Below are 21,334 nucleotides of genomic sequence, written 5' to 3'. Positions count from 1 at the left end.
CCGAGCTCTCGACATGACGCAGCCGGTCTGCGATGCGATCGTCCTTGCCGGCGGTCGTGGATCGAGAATGGTGGATATCGAGCCGTCGGATTCCCCGCAGGAGGTCGACAAACCGGCCCTGACCGTCGGCGGGCGCAGACTGGTCGACATCGCGCTGGACGCAGTATCGAACTGCCGCCGGACGGTTCTGGTGGGCCCGACGCGAAACGGCGTGCCCGAGAACGTTGTTCAGACCCGTGAGTCCCCCGCGGGCGGTGGGCCCGTCGCCGCCCTCGCCGCGGGGCTGCGATCACTCGACGACGGGGCAGATTCGGAGGACACAGCAGATCTGGTGGTCGTCGTTGCGTCGGACATTCCGGGCCTCGAGACCGCCGCGGTCGAGTCGCTGATCGCCTCCATGGCGCAGTCGCAGACCGATGCCGTCTTTGCCCGCGACGACGAGGAGCGCACCCAATTCCTGCTCGGGATCTGGCGACTGTCCACACTGCGTTCCGCTGTGGCACAGCTGGATTCAGTAGAAGGCGCACCGATGCGCCGAGTCGTTCCGGTCGATCATCAGGTGATCGCACTGTCCGGTATCGACGATTGCGACACTCCCGCCGACCTCCTCGCGGCCCGGCTCGCCGCCCAGCCGTCGGAGACACTCGACATCGCCGACGCCCTCGAACGTATTCGGAGTCGACTCCCTCCCCTGCCGGTTCATCGAGTTGCGGTGCGAGACAGCGTGGGAACCGTCCTCGCAGAACCTGTCCTGGCCGCCACGGCGCTACCTGCCGTCGACATCTCCGCGATGGACGGTTACGCCGTCAACGGCAGCGAACCGTGGACACTCCGTCCCGATATCGCGTACGCGGGAACGTCCGGCATCGCCGGGCTCACCCAAGGAACTGCGGTACGCATCGCGACAGGTGCTGCGCTTCCGCCCGGTGCGACGTCGGTGGTGCGCGACGAACACACGACGCGCGCCACGGACGGTTCGGTGCGTCGCACGCCGACGGCACCACATTCCGACGACACGCGACGACGGGGCGAGGACTGGTTGCCGGGAACCGAACTCGTGGCCGCCGGAACCCCGGTCGATGCGGCGGTGAGATCGCTCGCCGCCAGCGCCGAAGTCTTCGACATCGCGGTGCGCGGTCCGGTTCGCGGCCGAATAGTGATCAGTGGCAACGAGATTCGATCGACCGGTCCGCTTGCCCCGGGCGAAACCCGAGACGTACTCGGGTCGGTGCTGCCGGAGTATCTGGCGCAGTGCGGCATCACCGTCGTCGATGTGACACTGCTCGACGACTCGGCCACGGAGTTTCGAGACGTACTGACTCGCACGCAGGACGTGGACGTCGTCCTCGTGGTCGGAGCCACCGGCGGCGGTGCCGCAGATCAGCTGCGCTCGACACTCGCAGCGCTCGACGCCGTCTCCGTCGTCGGTCGAATGCGTGTCCGTCCCGGCGGGTCCCAGATCACCGCAGTGCTGCCCGACGGCACGGTGGTGCTCGGGCTACCCGGCAACCCGCTGGCGGCCGTCAGTACGACTCTGCTGACAACGCCTGCGATCGTCGATGCGCTGACCGGCAGAACTGTGCGGCCACCACGGCTTGCCCTGTTGTCCAACGCCGCCGACGTCCGATCTGCGGTCCCGCGCATCGTCCCCGTCACTGCAGACGGGACGCGATGGCGAGCCGATACCGAGGTCCGCACCGCACATCTCGCTCAACTCGTGGGACGTGACGCACTTGCTCTGGTACCGGCCGAGATCAACGACGACGAGCCGGTGACAATTCTTCCGCTTCCGCATCGATAGACCCACCGAGAGATCGAACACCCTCCCGGTAGCGCGCGACCACCAGGTCGACGATCGCGGGATGAACGCCGAGCGGCTCACCGACGCCGTCGGCTCCCGCGTCGGCCAGGCGGTTGTGAAACAGGCCGCGCGCCAACAGATACGACGCCACGAAGATCCGACTGTGGCCCTCTCCCCGCAGAGCTGCCACCGCGTCGGACACGGTAGGGGTAGCGGTGGCCACATAGCCGATGCGCACCGGAACCCGAGCGACGTCGGCCAACATCGCCGCCGCGCGACGGTGCTGTTCCAGCGCGCGCGGATCGGACGACCCCGCCGCAGCGAGCACGATGGAATCCCCCGCTTGCCAACCCGAATCGCCGAGTCGATCGACCATGACTTCGGCCAGAACCGGGTCGGGCCCCAGAGCACGCGTGACCACGACCGAACTGTGACCGCTGTCGGCGATCTCTCGCGGCACGTCGGTGTGGACGTGATATCCCGACGCCAGGAATGCCGGTACGACGACCGCAGACTCGGGGGTATCGCGCAGCACCTCGGCGGGAGACGGCCCGAGCACGTCGACGAACGCCACACGGGTAGTGCCGATCTGCCTCGACACAGCATCGGCGAGTGCAGCGACCATCTCGACACCCCGCGGGTTTCGGGTGCCGTGGGCCACCAACACCAGTGTCGGTGCCATCAGTACTTTCCCCCTTCGACGACGGCCACTCGAGCAGCCGCTTCCTCGGAATCGCAGTCCGATTCGGTCTCGATGTGATCGAGTGCGATGCGGTAGCCGCGCTTGACCACGGTCTGGATTGCCTTCGGAGCGCCCAGCGACGACCGGAGTCTGGTCATCGCGGTTTCCACGGCATGAGTGTCGCCTCCGCCTCCTGGCAACGACGCCAGCAGGTCCTCGCGGGAGACGACGCGACCGGGATTGCGGGCCAGTGTCTTCATCAACGCCATGCCGGCCGGAGACACCGGTTTCACCTCGCCGTCGACCACCACACACTTACCGCGCACACTGACCACGTGTCCGCCCGCATGCAGCCGGCCGGTTCGTCTCGGCAATTCCTCCGCAATGTGCCGCGCCAGAGCGCCGAGACGCGCCCGCACGGGCTGCGTGGTGGCCACGTTCAGCTGTTCGAGTGGCGCGGCCGTGACCGGCCCGACGCACACCGGCAGTACCCGCGAGCGCATCGACTGCAACAACGGTTCGAGAACGCCGTTCTCATCGGCGCGCATCAGCATCGACGCCACCGCCGGGGCGGAGGTGAAGCTGAGTGCGTCGAGATCACCGACGACGACGGCTTCGATCATGCGGTCCATCGGACTCTGGTCGTCGGGGGCGGTCCAGCGGTACACCGGCACCGGGACCACCTCGGCTCCGGCGCAGCGCAACACCTCGCAGAAGTCCGGGACCGGCTCCCATTCGGTGGTCGCACCGTGCAGTTGCACGGCGATGCGCTTGCCCTCGACTCCTTCGGCGAGTAGGTGTTCGAGTACCTCCGCGGAGGATTCGGAGGCGGGCGACCACTCCTCACGGAGATCCGCTGCGCGGATGGCCCCCTTGGCCTTGGGTCCGCGGGCCAGCAGCCGAGACGCACCGAGGGCCCGGCCGAGTTCTTCTGCCTGCCCCCACCCGTCCGCTGCCTCGATCCAGCCGCGGAAACCGATTCCGGTTGTGGCAACGGTGATTTCGGGCGGATGCGCGATGATCGCCGAGGTGACGCGCTCCAACTCTGCGTCGTCGGCAAGCGGAATGATGCGGATCGCGGGGGCATGCATCACGGTTGCTCCTCGCCGCTCGAGCAGAGTCGCGAACTCCTCGGCTCGACGCGACGCCGTGATCCCGACGGTGAAGCCGGCCAGAGGCGTTCCCGCCCCGGCGATTTCACTCACGTAGAACCGCCACGGACGAGCACGACGCCCTCGACACAGGAGACCTCGAAAGATCCGAGACCGATCTCCTGGTCGTCCAGGCAGCGCCCGTCGACCAGAGAGAAAACCTGCTTGAGCAACGGCGAAGCGACGGTCGGTTCGCCACCTCTGTCTCCCACCAGTCCCCGAGACATCACGGCTGCGCGTCCGAACGGATCGATGTTGCCCACAGCGAACAGCCGACCGTCGTCGAGCAGGAACAACGCCACCTGAGTTCCGCCGCGCAGAAGCACCGCTACTCCTCGTCCTGGAATCAGGGTGTCGAGTGTGCAGGCCGGGGTCCACTCTCGCGAAAGATCGTTCGGTACCGAAGTAAGGGAATCGATGACAGTCATGGCGTACCTCCTGGTCAGCTATTTGACGCTGCTCGTGTTTCTGGGCCGTTAAGCGGCGATTACCCACCTGTGCACATGCACTCAGTTTTGTGACCTGCCGGTTGTCAGGAGCACGTCAAGCACCGATACGCGGCATTCCCATCAACACGGGAATCTTGCGAGCCCCGGAATCGTCGAAGGCGATGGTGGGGTCGGCCTCGCTCGGAGCGTTGACGAACGACACGAAACGACCGAGCTTCTCGTCGTCCTCGAGCACACCGGCCCACTCGTCCTTGTAGCCGGCGACGTGACGCGCCATGTCTTCCTCGAGTTCCGCACCGATGCCGAGGCTGTCGTCGCACACGACGGCTTTGAGGTGGTCGAGTCCTCCGTCGAGCGATTCGAGCCACGGCGCTGTGCGCTGCAACCGATCTGCTGTACGCACATAGAACATGAGATAGCGGTCGATGTAGCTGACCAGGGTGGCATCGTCGAGGTTCGAGGCGAGCAACTGCGCATGCTTGGGCGACTGGCCACCGTTACCACCCACGTAGAGGTTCCACCCTCCCTCGGTCGCGATGATCCCGACGTCCTTGCCCCGGGCTTCGGCGCATTCGCGCGCGCAGCCCGAGACGCCGAACTTGATCTTGTGCGGCGACCGCAGACCTCGGTAGCGGTTCTCGAGATCGACGGCCATTCCCACCGAATCCTGAACACCGTAACGGCACCAGCTGGAGCCGACGCAGCTCTTGACCGTTCGCAGCGACTTCCCGTACGCCTGACCCGATTCCATGCCTGCGTCGACCAGACGCTTCCAGATCGCCGGTAGCTGTTCCACGCGGGCCCCGAACATGTCGATCCGCTGCCCGCCGGTGACCTTGGTGTACAGCCCGAAGTCGCGGGCCACCTCACCGATGACGATGAGCTGCTCGGGGGTGCACTCGCCGCCCGGCATCCGCGGCACCACCGAGTACGTGCCGTTCTTCTGGATGTTCGCCAGGAAGTGGTCGTTGGTGTCCTGCAGCGACGCCTGCTCGCCGTCGAGGATGTGATCGGAGGAGGTCGACGCCAGGATCGACGCCACGACGGGCTTGCAGATGTCGCACCCGGTTCCCGTGCCGTACTTGGCGATCAGCGACGAGAAGGTACGTGTGTTCGTGGCCCGAACGATCTCGTACAGCTCGGCCCTGGACTGGGAGAAGTGCTCGCACAACGACTTCGAGAGCACCACCCCGGACGCGGACAGCAGCGACTTGATCGATGGCAGACATCCTCCACAGGTGGTGCCCGCGGTGGTGCAGCTCTTCACCGACGCCAGATCGCAGGCCCCGTCGGCGATCGCCGAGCAGATGGCTCCCTTGCTCACGCCGTTGCACGAGCAGATCTCGGCGTCGTCGGGAAGCGAACCGATGCCGACCTGTTCGGCCGCCGGTGAGATCAGGGCACCCGGATCGCCGGGCAACTCGCGGCCGACCAGTGGCCGGAGCAGAGAATACGCGGAGGCGTCGCCGACCAGGATGCCGCCGAGGAGGGTCTTGGCGTCGTCGGTCACGACGAGCTTGGCGTAGGTGCCCTTGGGGGCATCACTGAACACCACCTCGAGTGCGCCCGGTGTGGCCGCCATCGCGTCGCCGAAACTCGCGACGTCGACGCCCATGAGCTTGAGTTTCGTGGACATGTCGGCACCCGGGAATTGCGCTGCGCCGCCGAGCAATCGGTCGGCCACGACCTCGGCCGTCGAATATCCGGGGGCGACCAGGCCGTAGCATCGGCCCTCCACTGCGGCACATTCACCGATGGCGTAGACGGCAGGGTCGGAGGTGCTGCAGCCGATGTCGACCATGACGCCGCCGCGTTCGCCGACCTCGAGGCCGCTCTCGCGGGCCAGCCGATCCTGGGGTCGTACACCGGCGGAGAACACCAGCAGAGCTGCGTCGATGGCGGCGCCGTCGCTCAGTTCGACCGTCAGACCCGCGCTGTCGTTCTCGGAGATCGACGACGTGCCCACTCCCACATGGACGTTCAACCCGAGTTCGGTGACGAGGCGAGCCAACAGCGCGCCTCCGCCCTCGTCCACCTGCAACGGCATCAATCGCGGAGCGAACTCTATGACGTGCGGGGTCATGCCCATCTTCTTCAGTGCATTCGCGGCTTCGAGACCGAGGAGGCCGCCGCCGACCACCACACCCACGGCTCCCGGTCCCGCGGCGTCGGCGCGAGCACGGATCTTGTCCAGGTCGTCGAGGGTGCGGTAGACGAAGCAGGCAGGCAGGTCGTGCCCGGGGATCGGCGGCACGAACGGATAGGAACCGGTGGCGAGCACGAGCGCGTCGTACTCGACGGAGTCGCCCGCGGAGGTGACGACGGCGCGGTGGTCACGATCGATTCGATCGGCCCGCACTCCGGTGCGCATCTCGACGAGCGCGTCACCGGGATAGTCGTTGCCCGCCAGCGCCAGTTCCTTGTGGTCCCAGGCACCGACGTAGGACGACAGTCCCACCCTGTCGTACGCAGGCAGGGCCTCCTCGCAGAGAACCGTGACTTTCCACTCGGCCGCTTCGTCGCGCGCACGCAACGCTTCGACGAACCGGTGTCCGACCATTCCGTGACCTATCACTACCGCGTTCTTCACTGCGGGTCCTTCCGATCTGCGTTGCCGTGCACTGTGTCTCGTCCTTGCCTGTGCCGAACCCTCAGACGGTGACCGGGGCGTCGGTGGAGTTCGTCCTACGCAGGTAGATCGCCCACGTGACGATGGCGCACACGATGTAGAAGGCGAGGAACACCCAGAACGCCGTGGTGGCGGACTTCGCGGTGCCCGAGTACGACGCCCGCAGAACCAAGTTGATTCCCACGCCGCCGAGTGCGCCGATCGCACCTGCGATACCGATGAGGGCACCGGACATCTTGCGCGACCAGTGCTGCTGCTCGTCGACCGTCATGCCTTGGAGCTGAACCGATTTCGCGGCGAAGATCGCGGGGATCATCTTGTAGACCGATCCGTTTCCGAGACCCGAGAGCAGGAAGAGCGCGATGAATCCGATGACGAAGAGCACCATCACCGTGCCGCTGGCCGCCCCGGGAGTCGAGTCGTCCCAGGTACTGGCGGCGACCAGGATTCCGGTGGAGAAGGTCATGGCCACGAACGTGTACAGGGTGATCTTGCCGCCGCCGATCTTGTCGGCGAGCTTGCCGCCGAACGGTCGCGACAGCGATCCGAGCAATGGACCGAGGAAGGCGATCTGAGCAGCCTGCAGCGACGCCTGCGCCTGAAGCGCGGGGGTTGCGGGGGCCCCGTCGGTGAGGCCGGCGAGGAAGTTGATCTGCAACACCTGGCCGAACGCGAAACTGAAGCCGATGAACGAGCCGAAGGTGCCGATGTAGAGGAAGGCGATCCACCACGCATCGGAGAATTTCAGCACGTCGATCATGGAGCGGCCGTTGGTCTTCTGGTTGTCGAGGTTGTCCATGTACAGTGCGGCACCCACGGCGGCCACTGCGATGAAGACGAGATAGACGGCGCAGACGATCTCGGGAGCGGTATTGCCGATGGTGGCGATGACGAGCAAACCGATGAGTTGGATGACAGGGACACCGATGTTGCCGCCGCCTGCGTTCAGGCCCAGCGCCCAACCCTTTTCGCGCTGGGGATAGAACGCGTTGATGTTCGTCATCGAGGATGCGAAGTTACCGCCGCCGAGGCCGGCGAACGCCGCCACGATGATGTACGTGGTGTACGACGCCGGATTCAGCATGAAATACATCGTCAGCACGGTGGGTATCAGCAGGACCAGTGCGCTGAAGATGGTCCAGTTTCGCCCACCGAACTTGGCCGTGGCGAAGGTGTACGGAATTCGCAGGATGGCACCGACGAGGGTGGGGACGGCCACGAGGAAGAATTTGCCCGCCGCGTCGATGCCGTAGACCGACAAGGGCATGAACAGCACCATGACCGACCAGATCGACCAGATCGAGAACCCGACGTGCTCGGCGATGACCGACCAGATGAGATTGCGCTTGGCGATCTGCTTACCGCCGGCCTCCCATGCCTCGACGTCCTCGGAGTTCCAGTGCGCGATGTGATGGTTCACGGACACGGGAACTGTTCCGGGCGGAACCGCCGCGGTGGTGGCTGAGCCGGCATCTGCCGAAGCGCTGCGAGAAAGGCTGGTCACGTGTGGCCTCCTGATCGGTGTGTGAACCGAACATAGGAAAGCCATGTTGCCGCGGCGCTGCGTGCGGTGACCCGCTCATTAACTTGGTCTCACGCGATCGGGGGCACCGACGTGAGATGAAGCGTCGACGGTCGTCCTGCGTCACCAGGTGTCTTCGAGCATCCTCGGACGACAGCACAGGAACCCTCCGACCAGCAGCACCGCCACACATCCGGTCAACAGCACCAGCGGCAGTCCCCATCCGCCGGACTCCGAGTGCAGCACCCCGAACAGAATTGGGCCAGTCGAGGACACCACGTAGCCCAGCCCCTGGGTGAAGCCGGACAGCGAAGACGATCCCACCGCAGTACGAGTCCTGAGATTGATCAATGTGAGCGACATCGGGAAGGTCATGGTGCCGAGCCCCACCAGACACACCCACGCCACGGTCCCGGCCGTCGGCGACCAGTGCAGACCCGCGAAGCCGCCGAGATAGCACGCCGCTGCAACCACGACGATGCCGTACGGGTTGCGCACCCGCGCGCAGAGAGTGGGCGCGGCCAGCGAAGTGATCAATCCCATCGCCCCGAAAGCGGCCACCGAGGCACCCGCCAGGGCTTCGCCGATACCCGCATCGATCAACAGCGTCGGCAGCCACGTCAGCATCGCATAGGTAATGGTGGACGTCATCGCGAACATCATGACCATCCCCCACGCCAGCGAGGACCGGTGAATTCGGCCGCTCGGCTCCACGTGCACCGCGTCCGATCCGGCCTCACCCGAGACGTCCTTCTCGTCGTGGCCGCGCCGGGCCACCACGACACCGAGCCACGGCAGTGCTGCGGCCAGGCCGACGACGGCCCAGATTCCGATGGACAGCCGCCACCCGTGAGCGTCGGCGACGGGGACGGCCAGCAGGGGCGGCACCATGGTGCTGACCTGCAGGGCGCAGATGTAGATGGTGCTCACCACGGCGAGTCGGTCGGAGAAGTATCGTTTGACCAGCGGTGGGATGACGACATTGCCGATGCCCATGCCTGCGAGGGCGATCGCGGACAGCGCCAACAACGACGCGGTGTTCGGCGCGAACGCGCGGGTGGCCATACCGATGGTGGTCAGTGCCATGGCCAGCAGAGCGGCCCGCTCGAGCCCTGTGCGCTTGGCGAGAAACGGCGTTGCCAAACCGAATATTGCGAACATCGCCGGAGGCAACATGCCCACGATGCCGATTACCGTGGTGCCGAACTCGAGGTCGCTGCCGATTCTGCCGAACAGCGGGCTGATCGAGGTCACGGCAGCGCGCAGAGTCAGTGCGGACAGAATGATCGCGGAGAACACGAGAACTCGACCGCGCACGAGCGAAGTGCCGACGAGACGGGCATCGGGAACGGTGGGCGCACTCACCGCGCAATCATAGGATGACCGGATCATCGGGTGCAAAGCAGTACTATCGACGGCGCAACGTCCATTGTCCGAGGAGCCCACGTGCGGCAGGTCCAGCGATCGAGCCTGATATCCCAGGTCACTGCTCAGCTGCGCGACGAGATCACGTCGCAGCGATGGCCGGTGGGTGCCCGCATACCCACCGAGCCCGAACTGTGCGAGATGACCGGCACCGGGCGCAACACCGTTCGCGAAGCCGTGCAGGCGCTCGTGCACGCCGGGATGGTCGAACGCAGACAGGGTTCGGGCACCTTCGTCCTGACCTGCTCCGACCTCGGCGGCACCCTGGGCAAATACTTCTCGGACGCCCGACACCGCGACGTCACCGAACTACGCGAAACCCTCGAGGTCACGGCGGCTGCACTGGCCGCCGAGCGACGCAACGACGACGACGTTCGCGTCATGCTGAGCGCACTGGAGGATCGCAACGTGGCGTGGTCGAACGCGACGCCACTGGCGGACGCCGTCCTGATCGATGCACGGCTGCACCGCGCCATCGTCGCAGCCAGCCACAACGCGATCTATCTGGAGTTCTACGACTCACTGCTGCCGGTGATCCACGACGCCATGCGCCACCATGCCGTCGAACACGACGACGACTACGTCGCCGAGCACACCGCACTCGTCCACGCGGTCATCGACGGAGACGCCGATCGTGCGTCGCAAGCAGCTCGATCACTGTTCCACGAACTGTCCGAACCACTCGCTCGCGCTACCGAGCTCCCAGCTCGCGCAGCGAAATCCACAGCTCGCACAGCGCTGTCTACAGAATGAGACGCACCAGGTCTGCGGTTCGAGCCAGACCGGGGAAGGCCTCGGACGTCGACCTCGGATGAAGCGCATGCACGGCGAGTCGAAACATCAACGCGCGCAACAACATCTGCGGCCACTCCGGTAGGTCGTCCCAGCGTCCGACCAGACCGTCGTCGGCGTCGCCCCAGGACAGCGCGTCCACCACTGCCACCCCGGCGGCCCACGGGGCAGGACGCCAGTACGGGGTGATGTCGCTGATGCCGGGCGCATCGCTGCCCGAGAACAACACCGTCCCGAACAGATCCCCGTGCACCAGCTGATCCGGTGACTCGACGGGTTTACGAAGCGTCGCAAGCTGTTTGACCAATTCGAGACTGCTCTTGCCGTCACTGGAGGAGGGCTCTGGTGCGCCTGCACCGCGCGCCGATCGCAGCGGGACCGCTTCCCACGCCGCTCTGTCCGCCGCGACGAACACGTCCACGTCGGCCCACGGTGCCACAGGAGGCTGAACGAGAAACCGAGGTCGCTCGAGCTGAGCCGTCGCCGCATGCAACCGCATCGACAACGAGATCACCTCGTCGTGGCGGGGCTCGGGCTCACCGGCGACGAACGTGTCTGCGCGCCAACCCGACACGACGTACCGGCCGTCGGTGGAACGTACCGGGCGAGCGAGACGGACACCGTCCACCGTCAACGTCTCACGCACCTTCGCCGACCAGGCGGCGCGGGCATGATCTGCCACCGGCGACAGCACCACGTCACCCAGACGCCAACCGCCGTCCCAATCCGCACCGAGCGGTGCCGGCTCGACATCGCGCAGCCCGAACGTAGAGATCACGTGCTGAGGAGGTTCGACAGAGCTCACGAACGCCACGGTACCGCCGATCGAGCCGCCACCGCGGACGACGCGCACACACGCACCGGCTCAGTAGATGGGCAAACCGGGGTCTATTTGCTTGGCCCACTCCACTATTCCGCCCCGCAGATGGGTGGCGTCCGAGAAACCGGCACCGACGACAGCAGAGAGGACCTCCGCGGACCTGATGCCGGTTTTGCAGTACAGCACGATCGGGACATGTTGCGGCAGATCGGCCATCGCCGCCCCGGAGAGTATTCGGTCCTTGGGAATCAGTCGGGCGCCGTCGATGTGGACGATGTCCCACTCCACCGGCTCACGTACGTCGATGAGGGCAACCTCGTTCCCGGACTGCAACATCGCCTGCAGTTGCACGGGAGAGACCTCCTCCCCTGTCGATTCGACGGCCGGGACGACTCCGCAGAAAGCCTCGTAGTCGATCAGCTCTGTGATGGGCGTCCGATGTGGATCGCGCGTCAGACCCACTGTTCGATAGCTCATCGCCAACGCGTCGTAGATCATCAGTCGCCCCAGAAGCGTCTCGCCGATTCCGGTGATCAGCTTGATGGTCTCGGTCACCATGATCGACCCGATGGACGCGCACAGAACCCCCAGCACCCCACCTTCGGCGCACGAGGGCACCATGCCCGGCGGCGGCGCCTCGGGGTACAGATCGCGGTAGTTGATGCCCGCGCCACCGGGGGCACCGTCCCAGAACACCGAGACCTGGCCCTCGAATCGATAGATGGAACCCCACACGTACGGGATGCCCACCAAGGCCGCCGCGTCGTTGACGAGGTATCGAGTGGCGAAATTGTCCGTTCCGTCGAGAACGAGGTCATACTGCCGAAAGAGCTCGAGAGCATTGGACGCGTCGAGTCGAACGCGATGCAGCGCCACCTCGACGCCGTCGTTGAGTTCGAGAATCGAGTCCTTGGCACTGTCTGCCTTCGAGCGACCCACATCCGACCGGCCGTGGATTATCTGTCTCTGCAGATTGGACAGCTCGACGTCGTCGAACTCGACGATGCCCAGCGTCCCCACACCCGCAGCAGCGAGATAGAGCAGGGCAGGCGACCCGAGTCCCCCGGCACCGACGACGAGCACCCGAGCATTGCGGAGCCGCTTCTGACCATCGGTTCCCACGCTGGGGATGATCAGGTGACGGCTGTAGCGTGCGACATCCTCGGGAGTGAGCTCGCCTGCGGGTTCGACCAGTGGGGGTAGATGGACCACGACGCAGCGACGCTCCTCGACTCGACACGGCGACCGGTGACCCGGCGCGCCACGTTCGAATCTAATCCCCCGGCCCGTCCTGGACCCAGCCGATCAGCCTCGCGGGTAGGGCCACGGATTGAAGCGGCACGTCTTGCCGTCCATCGGTACGACGCCCGCCGGGTCCAAGCGCGCGATGTCGTCGTTGGACGTCCCGAAGGTCTGCTGCATCATCACCGGAGCGAGGCCACCGTCGGTCTCGCACGGCTGGTGCTGCTGGTAGCCGATCGCGTGGCCGACCTCGTGGTTGATCTGATACTGCCGGTACGAGCCGATGTCGCCCTGGAACGAGATCGCCCCGCGCACCCATCTCGGTTCGTTCAGCACCACTCGCTCGATGCCGGGGTTGTAGCAGGAGACCTCGAGTTGGATGTCGTAACCGCAGGCCTGCCGAATCGACATCTGCGACGTCAAAGAGATCCTGAAGTCAGGGTCGCCCTGATCGATTCGTCGGAACGCGAACCGCGGGTCGTTGGTCCAGCTCTTCGGATTGGCGAGGGTCTGATCCACCAGCCGGCCGAACGACTCGTCGCCACCGAATCCGACCGTGTCGACACCGTCCTCGACCTCGATCGTGTAAGTGAACACCCGCTCGGTACCTTGACCCACCTGTTCGGTGGTGCCGGCAACGGTGTGCCATGTTCCCGCACCCTGGACCGCGAACGGACCGCCGTCCGGAAGCTCACCGGACGAGATGGACGACGCGAAGTTGCCATCGGCCTGCGGCGGGACGCCGATGATTCCAGTACCCGACGTGTCGGAACTCAAGGCACCGAACCCGGGATCGGCATCGGTGCTCTGCGCCGCAGTGCCGGCGATCGGCTCACCGGTACGCACCGCGTCGAAGACGACGAGCGCGGTCACCACGATCAGGATCGGAACCGCGTAGGCCCGCCAGCCGTAGGCCGAGGCGAACTTTCCCAATTTGCTCTGCTTGCGGATGTCCCGCTCCGGTCGACGACTGCGTTGCTTGACCTCGCGTTGCGTGGGATCCCACTGCGCACGGAGCGGTTGATGCGATCCACGACTGCCCACAGTGCGTGGAAAATCATCCGACCGACCGTCGTACCCATCGTCGACGCCGTCCGACTGCACACCACCGCGGATACGCGGCCCGCCTCGGTCAGTCACTCGATCACGATCTCACAATCCTCACCGCGCGCCGCTCGGCACGCCGACACCTACAGCGGAACTATCGGGTTTTCGGTACGGAAACATCGTACAAACAAACCCCTCGATCTGATCCGCATTGCGACTTTCCGCCGACGATCCCCCGGGATCCCGATGGTGCCGGTGGCCACGAGTATCGTTGCGCGTGATCTGCGCTACGAGCGGTCCGAACCGACGGCCACACGCCGGGAGTTCATGCCGGATCGCTCGTTGTCGAACCAAGACGAGCGCAGTTGTCGACGCGGATGGGACAAGAATTCATGACAGATCTCGACGACCGGAGGTCCTCGGACCGGCCGGCCACCACCGGCAATCGGCGCAGCGCACGGCTGCCGCGCGATGCCCGTCGGGCGCAACTGCTCGCCGCCGCGAGCGAAATATTCGTCACCCGCGGATATCACGCGTCCGGAATGGACGAGATCGCCGAGTGCGCAGGCGTCAGCAAGCCGGTCCTGTACCAGCACTTTCCCGGCAAGCTGGAGCTGTATCTGGCGGTACTGCAGAGTTACGTCGACACCCTCATCGCGGGAGTGCGTCAGGCCCTGCGTTCCACCACCGACAACCGCCAACGTGTGCGCGCCGCAGTGCTCGCGTTCTACGACTTCGTCGACACCGACACCCAGGGCTTCCGCTTGGTCTTCGAGTCGGACCTGATGGGCGATCCCCAGGTCAACGCCCGCGTCGAGCAGGCGACCGAAGCGTGCGTCGACGCCGTGTTCGATCTGGTCGCGCACGACTCGGGCCTCGATCCGTATCGGGCCCGCGTCCTGGCCGTCGGTCTGGTCGGTGCAAGTCAGTTCACGGCGCGATACTGGCTCGAAGCCGATCGACCCATTTCCAAGGAAGACGCAGTCGACACCACCGTCTCGCTGGCGTGGGGCGGTCTGTCGCACGTTCCCCTGCAGTCCCCGTAGCACCTTCTCCGCGAACGCCACACGCCCCTGACTCGATTCGAGTCAGGGGCGTGTGGCGCGTTTCCCGGCCGTCTCAGGCGGTCGCGAATCCAACCTTCCGAGCATCGGACGGACCGATTTCGACGTACGACACCTTGGCGGCCTGGATCAAGAACTTGCGTCCCTTCTCGTCCTCCAACGACAGCACTCCGTCCTTACCGGCGAAGGCGGTCGATACGAGCGCTTCGACCTCGGCCGGGGACTGCGTGCTGTTCACGACGAGCTCACGGGAACTCTCCGAAACACCGATCTTGACCTCCACGGTCAACCTCCGAACTCTCGACAACTCTGCTCACGCCAGGCTAGTGCAGCCGGGTCGCCCCAGCCGCCCGACGCCCTGTGCTGTCAGCGAACACCGCCCTGCGCTATCAGGGAACACCGGAATCGGGAGCGTCAATCCAGCCCGAGCGACGACATCCGTTCCGAGTGCTGTTCCTGCATGCGATCGAACAGAGCGACCACTCCGTTGAGATCACCCGAGGCGGTGATGACGAGATCGGTCAACGACTCCCGTTGAGCGAGGACGAATTGCGCCTGGGTGATCGCCTCGCCGAGTAGGCGGCGACCCCACAGCATCAGCCGCGCCTTGTCCTGCGAGCTCGCCCGAACGCGCTCGGACACTTCGTGCACGACGAACTCCGAATGGCCGGTCTCGGCGAGCACGTCGCGCACGATGTCCGCGACGTCGGGATCGAGGCTGTGCGCGATCTGCCGGTAGAAGTCGGCTGCGATACCGTCGCCCACATAGGCTTTGACCAGGGATTCCAACCACGTCGACGGGGTTGTCGACGCGTGGTACTCGTCCAGGGCACGCACGAACGGGGCCATCGAGGCGTAGACGTCGAGGCCGCGATCGGACAGAGCGCGCTCCAGTGTCTCGAAATGGCTCATCTCTGCCGCCGCCATGCTGGCCAGCGCCACACGTCCCTCCATGGACGGTGCCATCCGGGCATCCTCGGCCAGACGATAGAACGCCGAGATCTCGCCGTAGGCGAGCACCGCGAACAAGTCGGGAACACCGGGGTGATCGTGCGCGATCGCCGGCACGGCTCGGTCCGACCCGGGCGACTCGACGAGCGTGGTGGGTGAAACAGAGGACGACGGCTCCGACGAATGGGCTCCCATGGCTGGCAATCGTAGTCCCGTGCGCGACGCCCCGCCGCGGCACACGTCGGACCTGCCACGACCTGCCGACGATGGAGAAATGGGTTCGGCAAGCTACCATGGTGCTCGATCGTCGCTCGCGGACCGATGGAACGGACCGGAAGAGAACGCGATGGTCATCGATAATGTGTGCGCACCTGATCCGGGTCGCCTCGACAGCTTCGCCGCAGCGGACATCGCAGTCCGTGGCCGCGCTGAGGCTGACGGCGACATCACATCGGATTGAGGGCATCGACTTCGGCCGGCAATAGGCCTGTGCCCTTCCTTGTGCGCACGATCGAACACGAGGAAGGCCAGTCCCCTGAGCAAGATAGTCATCGACCAAGAGTCCGAGACCGGCGACACGACGTTGTCGGCGCAACTGGACGACACTCACGTACCTCCCACGTTCGCCGAACTGAATGTGGATGCTTCCATCGTTCGAGCGCTCTCCGAGATGGGAATCGAGCGCACGTTCGCCATTCAGGAGCTGACGTTGCCGCTCGCCATCGCGGGCGACGACCTCATCGGTCAGGCACGTACCGGAATGGGCAAGACCTTCGGTTTCGGTGTGCCCCTGCTGCACCGACTCGCCACCGAGAACTCGGGCACGACCCCGCTCGACGGCACCCCGCGTGCCCTGGTCATCGTGCCGACCCGCGAACTGTGTGTCCAGGTCAGCTCCGATCTCGAGAACGCCTCGAAGTACCTCAGCGGTGCCAACGGACCCGTCAAGGTGCTCTCCATCTACGGTGGACGCCCGTACGAGGCTCAGATCAGCGCGCTGCAGAACGGGGTCGACGTCGTCGTCGGCACGCCCGGCCGCCTGCTCGACCTCGCCAAGCAGAACCACCTGATTCTCGGCAAGGTCGGCGTACTGGTTCTCGACGAGGCCGACGAGATGCTCGACCTCGGTTTCCTTCCCGACATCGAACGCATCCTCGGCATGGTGCCCGACAAGCGTCAGACGATGCTGTTCTCGGCCACGATGCCCGGCCCGATCATCACGCTTGCCCGCACGTTCCTGACGCAGCCGACGCACATCCGGGCCGAGGAAGCGGAGTCCTCCGCCGTTCACGACCGCACCGCTCAGCACGTCTACCGGGCGCACGCACTCGACAAGGTCGAGATGGTAGCCAAGGTCCTCAAGGCCGAGGGCCGCGGCGCAACGATGGTGTTCACTCGCACCAAGCGCACCGCTCAGAAGGTCGCAGACGAGCTGGCCGAGCGTGGCTACTCGGTCGGTGCCGTGCACGGCGACCTCGGTCAGGTCCAACGCGAGAAGGCTCTCAAGGCGTTCCGCACCGGGAAGATCGACGTCCTGGTGGCCACCGATGTCGCAGCGCGCGGTATCGACATCGACGACGTCACACACGTCATCAACTACCAGTGCCCCGAGGACGAGAAGACCTACGTGCACCGCATCGGTCGCACCGGCCGCGCCGGACGCACCGGCATCGCAGTCACCCTGGTCGACTGGGACGACATCCCCCGCTGGCAGCTGATCGACAAGGCACTCGGTCTCGGCATGCCGGATCCGATGGAGACCTACTCGAGCTCGCCCCATCTGTTCTCCGACCTCGGCATCGCCACCGACGCCACCGGCACGGTACGCAAGGCACCGTCGCATGCTCCCGAGAAGTCGAACGACAGCGAGCCGAGCGCTTCGGCACCGGCGGCCGACGCATCGACGCCGAGCAAGCCGCGCCGCTCACGCAGTCGCCGACGCACCCGCGCCGGGCAAGACGGCGAGAATACGGACGGCTCCTCGGATTCCGCAGAGTCCGCACCGGCCGCGACATCGGCTGCCACGCAGTCGGACGCGTCGGATTCGTCGTCGGCCGACACGGTCACCAAGACCGCTCCGCGCCGCCGCAGGCGTCGCCGCTCGAGTGGATCCTCGGCCGATGGCGGACCGTCGACTGCGAGCGCTTCGGAGTAGTCTCCCGTCGTGCTGGCTCCAGAACGTCGGACGAGAACCGACCTCGTCGTCGCCGCCGTCATCGCAATTGTGGTGGTCGTGGCCGCGAGCATTGCCTGGTGGACCGGCGATGCCCGCGGTACCACGTCGATATCGGCCGGAGAGCCGCTGCCGCAGGCCGAGCCCGCACCCTCTGTGCCCTCGTCACTGGCGGAACTGTGGCGCGCCCCGAGCGGGGCAACCGATGCCACACGCACACCGGCCCCGGTCGTCACCGGATCCTCGGTGGTGACCGCCGACGGAGGAGCCGTCGTCGGCCACGATCCGCGGTCCGGTGCGCAGGCCTGGTCGTACACGCGCGACCTCCCCCTGTGCTCGGTGGTCGCGGCGTGGAACACGGCAGTAGCGGTGTACCGCGACGACCGGGGCTGTTCGCAGGTGACCGAGCTCGACGGATCAACCGGAGAGCGCAAAGCGCAACGCACCTCCGACGCCGACGATTCGATTCGCCTGGCGTCCGACGGCACGTACGTGACCGCGAGGGGCGATACCCGCATGGAATTGTGGCGGTCGGACATGGTGCGCACCCTCGAATACGGTCGCGTCGACGCCCCGGTCAATCCCGGCAGCCAGCCGCGGACCGGATGCACGCTTCTGTCCTCGGCGTCGACGAACTCGCGTACTGCTGTGCTCGAGCAGTGCCCCGGCGAAGCGGCGGCCCGATTGTCTCTGCTCAATCCTGCACCCAAGGACGCGAGTGAACCCGAGGAGTACGGATCGACGGTGGTGCCGGAACTCGTTCCCGGGCCGGACTCACCGACCGCTGGGCGCATCATTGCCATCACCGGAAGCGTTGTCGCGCTTCGTATCCCAGCCGAGAACGGTGCACCCGATCGGATCGGCCTCTACGACGACACGGCTGCACGGATCTCCGAATACGCACTCGCCCCCATCACCGACTCGTCGAATTCGACTGCGACGAAAGCCGGTTCGGTCTTCACCTGGTTCACCGGTACGGGAATACAGGCACTCGATTCCACCAGCCTGTCACCCGTCTGGTCCATCCCGGGAGCCCTCGGTAGCGGATCGGTCATGGCCGGTCGGTTGCTCGTACCCGTGCCCGACGCCATCGCGGTGGTCGATCTCGCCACCGGAACGACGACTGCCGACATCCCGGTCGACCGCGGTGACTATGCCGGTCCGGTACAGACGTCGGTGATCGGCGATGTTGTCGTCGAACAGCGCGGCAGCGACGTGGTCGCTCTCGGCTGATCCAACCGGTTGCCGTTCCTACGCAGCCGGATCGTAGGTTTTCAGCACGGCTCCGTTGTTCCAGTGCGCGAGCAGATTCTCGGCGAGTTCGCGATACGCCTGCGCGCCCTTGTTCTTGCGTCCCGACAGTACGGTCGCGCCCGATGCACTGGCCTCGGCGAAGCGCACGGTGCGCGGGATCGGCGGTGCCAGGACCGGCAGCGAATAGCGGTCCGACACGTCACCGAGCACATCCCTGCTGTGGGTGGTGCGGGCATCGAACAGAGTCGGAAGGGCACCCAGAAGCGTCAGATCGGGGTTGGTGATCTGCTGCACCTCGGACACCGTCCGCAACAGCTGTCCGACTCCGCGGTGGGCGAGAGTCTCGCACTGCAGGGGTACCAATACCGACTGCGCGGCGGTGAGGCCGTTGAGGGTCAGCACTCCGAGTGACGGTGGGCAATCGATGACGACGACGTCGAAGTCCTCGAGAATCGGGGCGAGTGCGCGCTTGAGGGCGAATTCTCGACCCGCGCGCATCAACAACAGTGCTTCCGCGCCTGCGAGGTCGATCGTCGCCGGCAACAACACAATTCCTTCCGCCGTCTCGATCAGCACGTCCTCGACCTTGGCGTCGCCGGTGAGCACCTCGTGCACCGAGGAATCCAGCTTGTCGGGATTGTGTCCGAGAGAGAACGTCAGGCAGCCCTGCGGGTCGAGGTCGACCACCAGGACACGTCGGTCGAGCGCGTGCAGCGCTGCCGCGAGCGAGGCCACCGTGGTGGTCTTGGCCACGCCGCCCTTCTGATTCGCTACCGCAAGAATTGTCGTCACGGCCCTGATCCTTGCCTACATTCGGCGGATGAGCGAGGGTTCGGCACCTCTCGGGCGCGTCAGTGCAGCACTACCGGTGTCGCCGACGCCTCGCTCACGTGCTTGGTTCGAGGCAGGAAGAACGCAGGAACGAACGTCACGACGATGAGAACCAACGCCACCATGAAGGTGGTACCGAAGGCACCGGCCGAGATGTCGAACGCCTCGGCCTGGCTGGTGGCGGTCAGTGCGGGCTTCTGCTGAGCAGTGAGCACCACCGACATCAGGGCAGTGCCGATCGAACCGGCAGCCTGTTGCACGATGTTCATCAACGTCGAACCACGCGCGACGGTCTCGTCGGTCAGTGTCTGCAAGGCGGCCGTCATGATCGGCATCATCGTCGAACCGAGGCCGAGGCCCATGACGAACAATGCGCCGATGAGCAGGGTGTAGGACGTGCTGGTTCCGACCTGCGTGAACACCGCCATGCCCGCGGTGATGAGCACCATGCCCACCAGCACGATCCTGCCGGGACCGAATTTGTCGGCGATCACCCCGGCGATCGGCATAGCAATCATCGCGCCGATGCCCTGCGGGGCGAGCAGGAGCCCCGCCGTCAGAGTGGATTCGCCGCGAAGCAGGAAATAACTCGGGAACAGCAGACCTGCGCCCATGAAGGCGACCATGAACAGTGTCGTGGTGATGACGGCCACCGACAGCGACCTGTTCTTGAACAGCCGCAGGTCGATCAGCGGATGCTCGACACGGAGAGCATGGAAGACGAACAGAACGATCAACACCAGTCCCAGGATGACCGGAACCAGCACCTTCACCGCAAGAACGGTTTCGGTTTCGACCACCGAGGATGCGCCGTAGAGGAAGAGCGCGAGACCCGGCGAGAGCATGAGCATGCCGCGGAAGTCGAAGGACTCCGACGGAGTCGGGTTGTCCTTGGGGAAGATCACCACGGCGGCGATCAACGCGATGATGCCGATCGGCAGGTTGATGAGGAAGATCCAGTGCCAGCTCGCCGCTTCGATCAGCCAGCCGCCGAGGATGGGTCCTGCGATGGGACCGATGAGCATCGGAACACCCAATACGGCCATCACCCGACCGATCCGCTCTGGACCGGCAGCGCGCGTCATGATCGTCATACCCAGCGGCATCAGCATGCCGCCGCCGAGACCCTGCAGTACTCGGAACACGATGAGGGAGGTGATGTCCCAGGCGAAGCTGCACAGCACCGAACCGAGAACGAACAACACGAGCGCGGTGATGTAGAGGCGTTTGGTTCCGAATCGATCGGCAGCCCACCCGGTCAGAGGTATGACGGTCGCCAGAGCGAGCGTGTAGCCCGTCATCGTCCACGCCGCGTTGGCGTAGGTGGTGTCGAACACGTCGGTGAACGTCCGGAGCGCGACACTGACGACGGTGACGTCGAGAATCGACATGATCGCCCCGAGCACGACGACCCCGGCGATCTTCAGCAACGCGCCGTCGAGCTTCTCCGGCGCATCGGACGACGCGGGCTTCTGCAGGTCGGTCATGGTTCTCCAGGTCG

The 21,334-nt window shown here is 65.6% G+C and carries 18 protein-coding genes; 5 read left to right on the top strand and 13 right to left on the bottom strand.

What is annotated here, in order from left to right; translation table 11 throughout:
- The first annotated feature begins 13 nt into the window (after positions 1-13).
- On the top strand, positions 14-1,801 hold the full coding sequence (locus CH275_RS02155) for an NTP transferase domain-containing protein (RefSeq protein ID WP_094674770.1): 1,788 nt from the start codon (positions 14-16) through the stop codon (positions 1,799-1,801).
- Here CH275_RS02155 and CH275_RS02150 read toward each other — a convergent pair.
- The 6 genes from CH275_RS02150 to CH275_RS02125 all read right to left on the bottom strand — a co-directional run bounded on the left by CH275_RS02150 (position 1,755) and on the right by CH275_RS02125 (position 9,599).
- Positions 1,755-2,483: a sirohydrochlorin chelatase gene (locus CH275_RS02150; RefSeq protein WP_094674768.1), complete on the bottom strand. Its 729-nt coding sequence runs from the start codon at positions 2,481-2,483 to the stop codon at positions 1,755-1,757. The two genes, CH275_RS02155 and CH275_RS02150, sit on opposite strands and share 47 nt — an antisense overlap.
- The gene (locus CH275_RS02145) at positions 2,483-3,688 is read right to left on the bottom strand and encodes a uroporphyrinogen-III synthase (protein WP_094674766.1); all 1,206 of its coding nucleotides are present in this window, start codon (positions 3,686-3,688) and stop codon (positions 2,483-2,485) included. The genes CH275_RS02150 and CH275_RS02145 overlap by 1 nt, the downstream gene beginning before the upstream one ends.
- Positions 3,685-4,062: a nitrite reductase small subunit NirD gene (gene nirD, locus CH275_RS02140; RefSeq protein WP_094674764.1), complete on the bottom strand. Its 378-nt coding sequence runs from the start codon at positions 4,060-4,062 to the stop codon at positions 3,685-3,687. The genes CH275_RS02145 and nirD overlap by 4 nt, the downstream gene beginning before the upstream one ends.
- 115 nt (positions 4,063-4,177) lie before the next feature.
- The gene (gene nirB / locus CH275_RS02135) at positions 4,178-6,673 is read right to left on the bottom strand and encodes a nitrite reductase large subunit NirB (RefSeq protein WP_094674762.1); all 2,496 of its coding nucleotides are present in this window, start codon (positions 6,671-6,673) and stop codon (positions 4,178-4,180) included.
- Between the two features lie 61 nt (positions 6,674-6,734).
- Positions 6,735-8,132 carry a nitrate/nitrite transporter gene (locus tag CH275_RS02130; RefSeq protein ID WP_094675286.1) on the bottom strand — a complete coding sequence of 466 codons (1,398 nt, stop codon included), beginning with the start codon at positions 8,130-8,132 and terminating at the stop codon, positions 6,735-6,737.
- A gap of 225 nt (positions 8,133-8,357) precedes the next feature.
- A complete protein-coding gene (locus tag CH275_RS02125; RefSeq protein ID WP_094675284.1) occupies positions 8,358-9,599 on the bottom strand; it encodes an MFS transporter in 1,242 nt (413 codons plus the stop codon).
- Between the two features lie 81 nt (positions 9,600-9,680).
- On the opposite strand from CH275_RS02125, the gene CH275_RS02120 reads away from it, so the two are divergent.
- Positions 9,681-10,412: a FadR/GntR family transcriptional regulator gene (locus CH275_RS02120; RefSeq protein ID WP_094674760.1), complete on the top strand. Its 732-nt coding sequence runs from the start codon at positions 9,681-9,683 to the stop codon at positions 10,410-10,412.
- Here the strand turns inward: CH275_RS02120 and CH275_RS02115 are convergent.
- From CH275_RS02115 to CH275_RS02105, 3 genes are all read right to left on the bottom strand, one after another.
- A complete protein-coding gene (locus tag CH275_RS02115; RefSeq protein WP_094675282.1) occupies positions 10,402-11,256 on the bottom strand; it encodes a TIGR02569 family protein in 855 nt (284 codons plus the stop codon). The genes CH275_RS02120 and CH275_RS02115 overlap by 11 nt on opposite strands.
- 60 nt (positions 11,257-11,316) lie before the next feature.
- On the bottom strand, positions 11,317-12,483 hold the full coding sequence (moeZ, locus tag CH275_RS02110) for an adenylyltransferase/sulfurtransferase MoeZ (protein ID WP_094674758.1): 1,167 nt from the start codon (positions 12,481-12,483) through the stop codon (positions 11,317-11,319).
- A gap of 93 nt (positions 12,484-12,576) precedes the next feature.
- The gene (locus CH275_RS02105) at positions 12,577-13,557 is read right to left on the bottom strand and encodes a DUF3152 domain-containing protein (RefSeq protein WP_094674756.1); all 981 of its coding nucleotides are present in this window, start codon (positions 13,555-13,557) and stop codon (positions 12,577-12,579) included.
- A gap of 395 nt (positions 13,558-13,952) precedes the next feature.
- Here CH275_RS02105 and CH275_RS02095 point away from each other — a divergent pair, with 395 nt between their 5' ends.
- Positions 13,953-14,606, top strand: a complete 654-nt coding sequence (locus CH275_RS02095; protein ID WP_094674752.1) for a TetR/AcrR family transcriptional regulator — start codon at positions 13,953-13,955, stop codon at positions 14,604-14,606.
- Positions 14,607-14,679: 73 nt separating this feature from the next.
- On the opposite strand, the gene CH275_RS02090 is transcribed toward CH275_RS02095, so the two are convergent.
- Together CH275_RS02090 and CH275_RS02085 are read right to left on the bottom strand one after the other, a co-directional pair.
- On the bottom strand, positions 14,680-14,907 hold the full coding sequence (locus CH275_RS02090; RefSeq protein WP_179275923.1) for a DUF3107 domain-containing protein: 228 nt from the start codon (positions 14,905-14,907) through the stop codon (positions 14,680-14,682).
- A 131-nt stretch (positions 14,908-15,038) separates the two neighbouring features.
- Positions 15,039-15,770, bottom strand: a complete 732-nt coding sequence (locus tag CH275_RS02085) for a ferritin-like fold-containing protein (protein ID WP_094674748.1) — start codon at positions 15,768-15,770, stop codon at positions 15,039-15,041.
- A 304-nt stretch (positions 15,771-16,074) separates the two neighbouring features.
- Between CH275_RS02085 and CH275_RS02075 the strand changes: the two genes are divergently transcribed.
- Positions 16,075-17,730: a DEAD/DEAH box helicase gene (locus CH275_RS02075; protein ID WP_094674744.1), complete on the top strand. Its 1,656-nt coding sequence runs from the start codon at positions 16,075-16,077 to the stop codon at positions 17,728-17,730.
- Positions 17,731-17,739: 9 nt separating this feature from the next.
- Positions 17,740-18,981, top strand: coding sequence for an Rv3212 family protein (locus CH275_RS02070; RefSeq protein WP_094674742.1), 1,242 nt, complete (start codon positions 17,740-17,742; stop codon positions 18,979-18,981).
- 18 nt (positions 18,982-18,999) lie between these two features.
- Here CH275_RS02070 and CH275_RS02065 read toward each other — a convergent pair whose 3' ends face one another.
- Both CH275_RS02065 and CH275_RS02060 read right to left on the bottom strand, forming a co-directional pair.
- Positions 19,000-19,794 carry a ParA family protein gene (locus tag CH275_RS02065; RefSeq protein WP_094674740.1) on the bottom strand — a complete coding sequence of 265 codons (795 nt, stop codon included), beginning with the start codon at positions 19,792-19,794 and terminating at the stop codon, positions 19,000-19,002.
- Between the two features lie 59 nt (positions 19,795-19,853).
- A complete protein-coding gene (locus tag CH275_RS02060) occupies positions 19,854-21,320 on the bottom strand; it encodes a DHA2 family efflux MFS transporter permease subunit (RefSeq protein ID WP_094674738.1) in 1,467 nt (488 codons plus the stop codon).
- Between the last annotated feature and the right edge of the window lie 14 nt (positions 21,321-21,334).

Source organism: Rhodococcus sp. 06-235-1A (genome assembly GCF_002258785.1).
GTDB lineage: Bacteria > Actinomycetota > Actinomycetes > Mycobacteriales > Mycobacteriaceae > Rhodococcoides.
This window is presented reverse-complemented; position numbering and strand designations above follow the sequence as displayed.

Excerpts from the sequence above, each read along its gene's own strand:
- CH275_RS02155 (WP_094674770.1), top strand. The coding sequence starts at position 14 with ATGACGCAGCCGGTCTGCGATGCGATCGTCCTTGCCGGCGGTCGTGGA.
- CH275_RS02150 (WP_094674768.1), bottom strand. The coding sequence starts at position 2,483 with ATGGCACCGACACTGGTGTTGGTGGCCCACGGCACCCGAAACCCGCGG.
- nirD (WP_094674764.1), bottom strand. The coding sequence starts at position 4,062 with ATGACTGTCATCGATTCCCTTACTTCGGTACCGAACGATCTTTCGCGA.
- CH275_RS02095 (WP_094674752.1), top strand. The coding sequence starts at position 13,953 with ATGACAGATCTCGACGACCGGAGGTCCTCGGACCGGCCGGCCACCACC.
- CH275_RS02085 (WP_094674748.1), bottom strand. The coding sequence starts at position 15,770 with ATGGGAGCCCATTCGTCGGAGCCGTCGTCCTCTGTTTCACCCACCACG.
- CH275_RS02060 (WP_094674738.1), bottom strand. The coding sequence starts at position 21,320 with ATGACCGACCTGCAGAAGCCCGCGTCGTCCGATGCGCCGGAGAAGCTC.